The sequence below is a fragment of the Desulfobaculum sp. genome (assembly GCF_054921475.1).
This window is the reverse complement of record NZ_JBUDSW010000206.1, coordinates 1-6,803: the sequence shown is the minus strand read 5'-3', so window position 1 is coordinate 6,803 and position 6,803 is coordinate 1. Positions and strand designations below refer to the sequence as shown.

Sequence of the window (6,803 nt, the reverse complement as noted above, 5' to 3'; positions counted from 1 at the left end):
AGGCTTAAGAAGCCAAAGTATTGAAAAGATTTTAGATACGATGGGCGCTAGAATCCTCTTCAAAGGGGATCTCATTGATTCCAAAAAGCAAGAAACCCCGTCACTCTTTGATCAAAAAGTCGCGCAGGTCCTTCGAGAAGTTGCAAAGACATTTGGCCAAGATGCTCAAACCCTTTGCAAAGAAGCTTTCGACGAAACTATTCCTGTGGACAAGGTAAGGGAGATGCTCAACGCGGAGCACATTATCAGCGCAGATGCACTTTATAGAATCTGCCGTGCTCTTGACATCTCGCCTAGCAAACCACTCGAACGAGCTGCCGAACTCGTAGAGCAGGAAAGACTTGGGGCGATCACAGATCGGGATATTGCATAGGTAATCGAGTGGTCAAAGGGAAGGATGGGTTTGGAATTCCTGCAATTTCGCGTCACCCTATCAAGGGGTACTGGGCTAATGGTGTCTTTTTCCCATGGCCCAACATTTCGTAAGTCCATCTTGAGTGGAGTGGAAAATGGGCAAAACCATTTTAATCTCCGTCCAAGGCACTTGGGCCTATTCTGCTCTAACGGAGTATAGTTGCGGCCGACTTTATAAAAATAAAGCCGTCGCCCTTATTCGCGATCCAACTAACATACATGACCCGAACGCAGTTAAAGTCATTCTCAAATCATCTGACGCAATGCTCGGATACATACCTAGAACGCAGGCTGCTTTACTCGCCAAGCATCTTCAACCGGGCCAATATGTATACGGCAGAATTGCCAAGTTCAGCCTTCACAAGCGCCGAAACAACCAACAACTCGCCATTACAGTTAAGATTAATGACGAGTGGAATCTACAACCCACGCCTTACCAAAAGCACTCCGAAGTAATCAAAAATGAAAAAGACTCCAGTGGAGTCTATATAATTCGAAATATGTCAAACTCTAGAGTGTATGTAGGTTCATCCTACAACATTGGTGAACGGTGGAAGCAACACATTTCCCGATTATCAACCAACACCCACGAGAATCCTGCTCTGCAATATGACTGGAACCAATTCGGCCCTAACGCGTTTATATTTGAGGTCGTTGATTACCAAGCAGACGAAGAAAAACGATATACGCTGGAGGAACTGTACATAGAAGAATATGAGGCTATTCGCCACGGTTACAACCGATCACCTTACGGTAAGGCTAACAACATCCTCGTTTATCAATATAAAAACAAACACGAAACACATCCCGCGAAGAACTTTATTTTTTCTCCATCCTATCCAAGGCACCGCCCTTCCCTCCTGTCTTGGCTCAGGGCCTTATTCAATAAACTCTTTCTCTAGCCCTCCCTTCTTTTTGACTCTTCTCATCTTTTTTTAATGTTAAAGTCAATTGACTCATTTTTTCTTGACTAGAAATAAGTCAATTGACATACTCTTCATACACAGACTGCACTCCCGAAGCACAGCGCGCCACGGCCGCTCAAGTAGGGAACCCGCAGGTATCGGAAGCTGAAATCTTTTGCACAGCAGGGATGACGGCGACCACGAGAACCACACTCTCACCCCTCTTTGAACAGCCGGGGTTTGCGGAGAGAGAGCCGCCGAAGGAAAGCTGGCGTACCGCTCTGCCAAGGGGATTCCTTCACCCGCGAGCGCGCGCCGCTGGCGGTCACTCCTCACCGGGAAGGCACGGGCATGTCCTTCCCGGCTCCCCCCAAGCCCCGGCACGGCAACGGAGGCCGTCATGGAATGGATTTATGACAGCAAGTCACACCTTCTGATGACGTTCGTGAAAACCCGCAACGGGCGCATCATGCAGATTGTCGCGCACAGTCTGAGCGAACTGCGCGCCCAGTATGCCGCCCTCATCCAAAGCAAAAGGATGACGGCATGACCATGCCCCGCACAGAAATACTCCAGCGCCGCAATGTGCGCTGGCGGGCCATCTTCGCCCTACTCGCCCTCATCTGGGACGCTCTGCAATTCTACCTCTGGGCTACGCTCCTCGTCCTCGCCCTTGGCCTGTTCTGGTTCATGGGGAACATCCTCACCGGAGGTATGTGATGGAAAAGAAGCTTTGCCCCAAGTGCCTTGCCACGTCGCAATGCCGTCGGCTCAACCGGCACAATGGCATCCTGTTCTGCACCGCGCACGGATGCTACTGGTTCGGCTCGCACGACCAGTGGAAGGAAGCCATGCGCGAAACCATCTACGCCGCTTGCCGCAGGTCCCACCTGCCTTGCCCGGACTCCATGCGCCCGGCATGGGCGCGCAGCACGCCCCAGATCAAGGAGGTGCTGCAATGACCTCGACATCCAACGCCCCGGCGCGCACCGACAACCAGCACCCAGCCCTGCAACACAACGCCGTCGAGCTCTTCGCCATGAAGACCGAAGAACTGCGCGGGCAGGTGGCGCTTATCCAGAACGTGATGCACAGCGTCATGAAAAACGGCGAGCACTATGGTGTCATCAACGGATGCGGCAACAAGCCCATCCTGCTCAAGTCCGGCGCGGAAAAGCTAACCATGACCTTCCGCCTCGCCCCCACCTACGACATCGAACGCACGGACCTGCCAAACGGCCACCGCGAATACCACATCGTCGCCACGCTGCGCTCCATCGTGACGGAGGCGCTCATCGGGCAGGGCGTCGGCTCCTGCGCCACCACCGAAAGCAAGTACCGCTACCGTACGCAGGACACCGGCACCCCCGTGCCCAAGGATTACTGGGACACGCGGGACCCGAAGATTCTGGGCGGGAGCCAGTTCTCGCCGCGCAAGGTGCGCGTGAATGGTGGGCAGGAATGGCGAATTTTCGAGCGCGTGGAGCACGACAACCCCGCCGACTACTACAACACCTGTCTCAAGATGGCGAAAAAGCGCGCCCTTGTGGATGCCACGCTCACCGCCACCGCCGCATCGGACATCTTCACGCAGGACTTGGAGGACAATCCCGGTCTGTTCGGCGGCGATGAGAACGCCACGCCGACGTCCGGTCCGGAACCACGTCAACAGCAGGGCGCGGCTGGCGGCAACGGCCAGAACGCCGCGGCATCGGAAAAGCAGCTCAAGATGATTGAACGGCTGGTACTGGACCGTCTGGGATGGGACTACGCCACCACCGTCGCCGCGGCCAATGACCTCAACGGCACGTCCGTGGAGCAGCTGAGCGAACTTTCAAAGCGGCAGGCGTCCAACGTCATTTCCGCGCTGCAGGCTAACACCCTGACCGCTCCAAACGCCACGGGCCAAATGGACGACGTTCCATATTAGGAGGAAACCCATGCTTAAGATTTTGGACACGGAGCAAGCAATCCATGACCTCTTTGACGCCGCTGAGGAACTGGCATCCCGGCCCGAGGACTTCACTGACGAGGACCGCGCTGAAATCTTCGGCGCGCTGGAACAGCAGGCCGCCCTGCTCGCCAAGGAAGAGTCAGAGCACGCAGACCGCTACGCGTTCGTGATACGCCACCGCCTCAACGAGGCCACCTTCCTGCGCGAGGAAGCCCGGCGGCTCTACGACCGGGCCAAGGCCATTGAAAACAACGTGGAGCGGTTCAAGGCCGCCATCACAGCGGCGTTCAAGCGCTTCGGCGTCAAGACCGTGAAAGGCCAGAAGTACACCGTGTTCCTGCGCCGCTCCGAGGCCGTCGCCCTCGATGTCGCTCCGGCCGACCTGCCCGCGGCATTCCGCGACGAGGTTGTGGAATACAAGGCGCGCAAGGCCGACATCAAAGCGGCCATCAAGAACGGCACCACCGTGCCGGGCGCGCACATCGAGGAGCGCCAAAGCCTGAACATCCGCTAGCCCCTCCAGCCGTATCCTTTCGTGATGCGGATTCATGCACACGGGGCATGACTGCACCATCTGCCCCACCACCTCTAACCCGCCCCGGTCCGGGCTCCCCTCTCACCGGACCGGGGCCAGCGGAGGCCCACATGAGCACCATGACGCCTCACGACGTAGCCGACATCGTGGTCGGCGTGGTCAAGGCCCGGACGCTCTCCCGCTTTCTGGCCATCCACGGCGCGGCCCTGCCGAGCGACGTCAGCTCGACCCTTTGGGACATCGTGGACGCCCTGACTCCGGCGGAAATCGCGCTGGAGCGAGCCATATCCCTTCCCGGCGAACTGGCCGACTTCGACGCCCTGCGCGAAGCCGCAGACCGTATCGAAACAGACGAGCAGATGCAGGAGCTGGCCGAAGAGCTGGAAAGCAACCCGCCCCGCGCCCTGCTCCGCGAACAGGCCGGATGCGAGGAACACCACATGCGCAAGGAAGAACCCACAGCATGCGCATAACCACGGCACTCACCCCCTCTCCCCTACCGGGCGTGTTCCCCGACATTCAGCGCGGGGAACGCGTCCGGATTCGTACCGCATCAGGCGACCACCGCAAAAGCTTCGCCCTCTCGTCCGTCACCTACGACAAGGACAACGGCCAATGGGGCGTGCACGTGGCGGGGGAAGGCTTTGTGCGAATGGGGGATTTGTTGGGGAAGATTGAGAAGCCGTAAATCAAAGGAAGCTTTGAAATGGATTTCATGTCTAAGCAAATCAGAAAAGGCAGCAAGATCTCCAAATCCATTTGGAGCTGCGACACGCCCCCCACAGAAAAAGTAAAGGCAGGAACAAAACTTGTTCTACCATACGTCTGGAACTTCAAAGCCCCCGTGGGGAAAACCCCTATCAAAGATATTGAAGCGGTCATGCTGGAAGATGGGACTTTGGCAGACGCCTTGTTCATCTTGGAGGAGGCTGCAGTCAAATTCGTTCAGGCGCATGGTGCTCGGGATATACGCCAATACTACATCGAGAATGTGAAGAAAGAATATGGTTTCCTCGTGTTCTGGTATGGCACCTAGCCGAGTCACAGAGACGAGCGTCCATTCGTACAGCCATTTAAACATTACTTCCTCAACAAACTGGAGGCCACATGCTCCTGACGGAAGACCAAGCCAAAACCAAATGGTGCCCATTCACCCGCTGCGCCGAAACCCGCGACGACGAACTGGAAGGCCCATTCAACCGCTACCACTCCGCCTCAGAACAAGCCCACATCACCGAACAAGCCCTCTGCATCGGCCACAAATGCATGGCCTGGCGCTGGACCCCATTCGCCCTCGACACGATCAACACCGCCGACGATCCCAACACCGTACGCAAGGACGCCCGGGGCTACTGCGGACTGGCAGGATCACCGGTGCGGGGTGCGTGGTAAATATCACGACAATTTCCCAATATACATAGGCAACATAAAGAAGCCGACCGAATTCAACATGTTCCAGTCACCTTGGAGAAATCATCACCCACGTGGTAATCTCGTCTCCCGTGTCCGTAACGGAGGTGAGTTATGCATGACTGGGAACATTTACTCACGAGAGAAGTGTCCTCTTTGTGGGGGCGCGTTCGTGCATGATCTGGTAAGGGGTGGACTTTTCTGTGAAGAACATCCAAGCCAACATGCGAGGCGGCGTTTTTACGTCAAGTTTGGCAGAGGGATATACCGCAATTTCAAGACCTATGAGAGAGCGGTATACTTCCTCAATGGGATTCGGTTCAAGACCACAGAAGGTACGTTTGACGCCAAAGACTACAAAGCGGACTCGCCGCATTCGTTCGCGAGACTCGCAGATGCCTTCTTGAAGGAAAAGCAGCACCTGAAGTCGTACCGTTCCATTCGGAACCACATGACCAAAGCCAAAGCCTTCTTTGGCGACATGAATGTAAAACTCTTCAAGCGAAGACACATCAAGCAATTTCTCTGGTCGCTCAACGTCTCGGACAAGACCAGATTCAATTACCGGTCAACTCTACACCACTTCTTCCACGCCTACCTCGTCGATGAGGAATACATTTCCATTTCCGAGGTCCCTCGTTTCCCTGCCATCGACTACGAGCTCGGCTACCGAAACATTGTCGATATGCCTACGCAGAATGAGATTGTGGACAAGGTGCGCGAGAATACTTGGGACCTAAACCCCAAGATATGGCTCGGCATAGACATGCTGCGCACCTACATCTCCTTGCGCCCTGACGACCTGCGTCGCTTGACTGAAGAGGACGTTGACGCGCGCGGCGGTTTTCTCCTGATTTGGCGGCCTACGAAGACAAGAGGCAAATTCAAGCGCAAAACAGTTGTGCTTATGCCGGACCACACTGAAATCGTCCGGCAGATCAAAGAGGAATTCCCTGCACTGCCACACATGCCCTTCTTTAGATGGAACGGTGGGGAAGGCAACAACACATCGGCTGGGCAGCTCTTCGGCCCAAAGGTGTTTTACAAGGCATGGAGACAGGCCTGCCGTGATATCGGTGTTCCGAATGTCGATCTCTATGGCGGCACGAGGCATAGCACCACGACTGCGCTGTCACTTGAGGTAGGACGCGACGCCGCCAAGGTTGCAACCGACCATGGAACGAACAAGGCCTTCGACAGGTACTGTCAGGCAGAGAACGTCGAAGCAATCCGCATGTCCAAGGTGATTCAAAAAATACAGGGGAAGGTTGTCCAAATGAAATCGAAGAAACGATCAAAGTAGAGGGTGGTGGTGTAAATGTGGTGTAAGCTCAAAAAAAGAGCATTCAAATCAACATGTTATCCCCTAAGACTAGGGTTCGATTCCCCCCGCCTCCACCAGATACCCCAACAAAATCAAGCCCTTGGATCCGTCCAAGGGCTTTTTTTGGTGGTGAATCGGTGGTGAATGGCATTTCACGTAAGTTGAAAAACCGAAAATCAACTTACGTGCATTTCGCCTCCTAAAAAGAAGCGAGGCGAAGCTCTGTTGCGAGTTTTGTTTGGTGTGTTATTGGCGACATAT

12 protein-coding genes are annotated in these 6,803 nt (G+C 55.1%); all 12 read left to right on the top strand.

The genetic code is table 11. The features are described 5' to 3' along the window. A partial coding sequence (locus ACY69P_RS12625) for a hypothetical protein (protein ID WP_462327726.1) occupies window positions 1-373 on the top strand: 373 nt, incomplete at its 5' end. 136 nt (window positions 374-509) lie between these two features. Further along, window positions 510-1,316, top strand: coding sequence for an HIRAN domain-containing protein (locus tag ACY69P_RS12620; protein ID WP_462327725.1), 807 nt, complete (start codon window positions 510-512; stop codon window positions 1,314-1,316). 403 nt (window positions 1,317-1,719) lie between these two features. Continuing rightward, window positions 1,720-1,869 (top strand): hypothetical protein, encoded by a 150-nt coding sequence (locus tag ACY69P_RS12615; RefSeq protein WP_404845013.1) that lies wholly within the window; start codon window positions 1,720-1,722, stop codon window positions 1,867-1,869. Next, window positions 1,866-2,039: a hypothetical protein gene (locus tag ACY69P_RS12610; protein ID WP_462327724.1), complete on the top strand. Its 174-nt coding sequence runs from the start codon at window positions 1,866-1,868 to the stop codon at window positions 2,037-2,039. Before ACY69P_RS12615 ends, ACY69P_RS12610 begins: the two co-directional genes overlap by 4 nt. Next, window positions 2,039-2,281, top strand: a complete 243-nt coding sequence (locus tag ACY69P_RS12605) for a hypothetical protein (RefSeq protein WP_462327723.1) — start codon at window positions 2,039-2,041, stop codon at window positions 2,279-2,281. Before ACY69P_RS12610 ends, ACY69P_RS12605 begins: the two co-directional genes overlap by 1 nt. After that, window positions 2,278-3,249 carry a hypothetical protein gene (locus ACY69P_RS12600; RefSeq protein ID WP_462327722.1) on the top strand — a complete coding sequence of 324 codons (972 nt, stop codon included), beginning with the start codon at window positions 2,278-2,280 and terminating at the stop codon, window positions 3,247-3,249. Before ACY69P_RS12605 ends, ACY69P_RS12600 begins: the two co-directional genes overlap by 4 nt. Before the next feature lie 10 nt (window positions 3,250-3,259). Further along, entirely contained in the window at window positions 3,260-3,787 is a 528-nt protein-coding gene (locus tag ACY69P_RS12595; RefSeq protein WP_462327721.1) for a siphovirus Gp157 family protein, read from the top strand. Between the two features lie 131 nt (window positions 3,788-3,918). Beyond that, window positions 3,919-4,281: a hypothetical protein gene (locus ACY69P_RS12590; RefSeq protein ID WP_462327720.1), complete on the top strand. Its 363-nt coding sequence runs from the start codon at window positions 3,919-3,921 to the stop codon at window positions 4,279-4,281. Continuing rightward, a complete protein-coding gene (locus ACY69P_RS12585; RefSeq protein ID WP_404845019.1) occupies window positions 4,272-4,496 on the top strand; it encodes a hypothetical protein in 225 nt (74 codons plus the stop codon). The genes ACY69P_RS12590 and ACY69P_RS12585 overlap by 10 nt, the downstream gene beginning before the upstream one ends. Window positions 4,497-4,514: 18 nt before the next feature. After that, a complete protein-coding gene (locus ACY69P_RS12580; protein WP_462327719.1) occupies window positions 4,515-4,844 on the top strand; it encodes a hypothetical protein in 330 nt (109 codons plus the stop codon). A gap of 71 nt (window positions 4,845-4,915) precedes the next feature. After that, a complete protein-coding gene (locus ACY69P_RS12575; protein WP_462327718.1) occupies window positions 4,916-5,200 on the top strand; it encodes a hypothetical protein in 285 nt (94 codons plus the stop codon). Between the two features lie 190 nt (window positions 5,201-5,390). Beyond that, entirely contained in the window at window positions 5,391-6,521 is a 1,131-nt protein-coding gene (locus ACY69P_RS12570) for a hypothetical protein (RefSeq protein WP_462327717.1), read from the top strand. Window positions 6,522-6,803 lie beyond the last annotated feature (282 nt).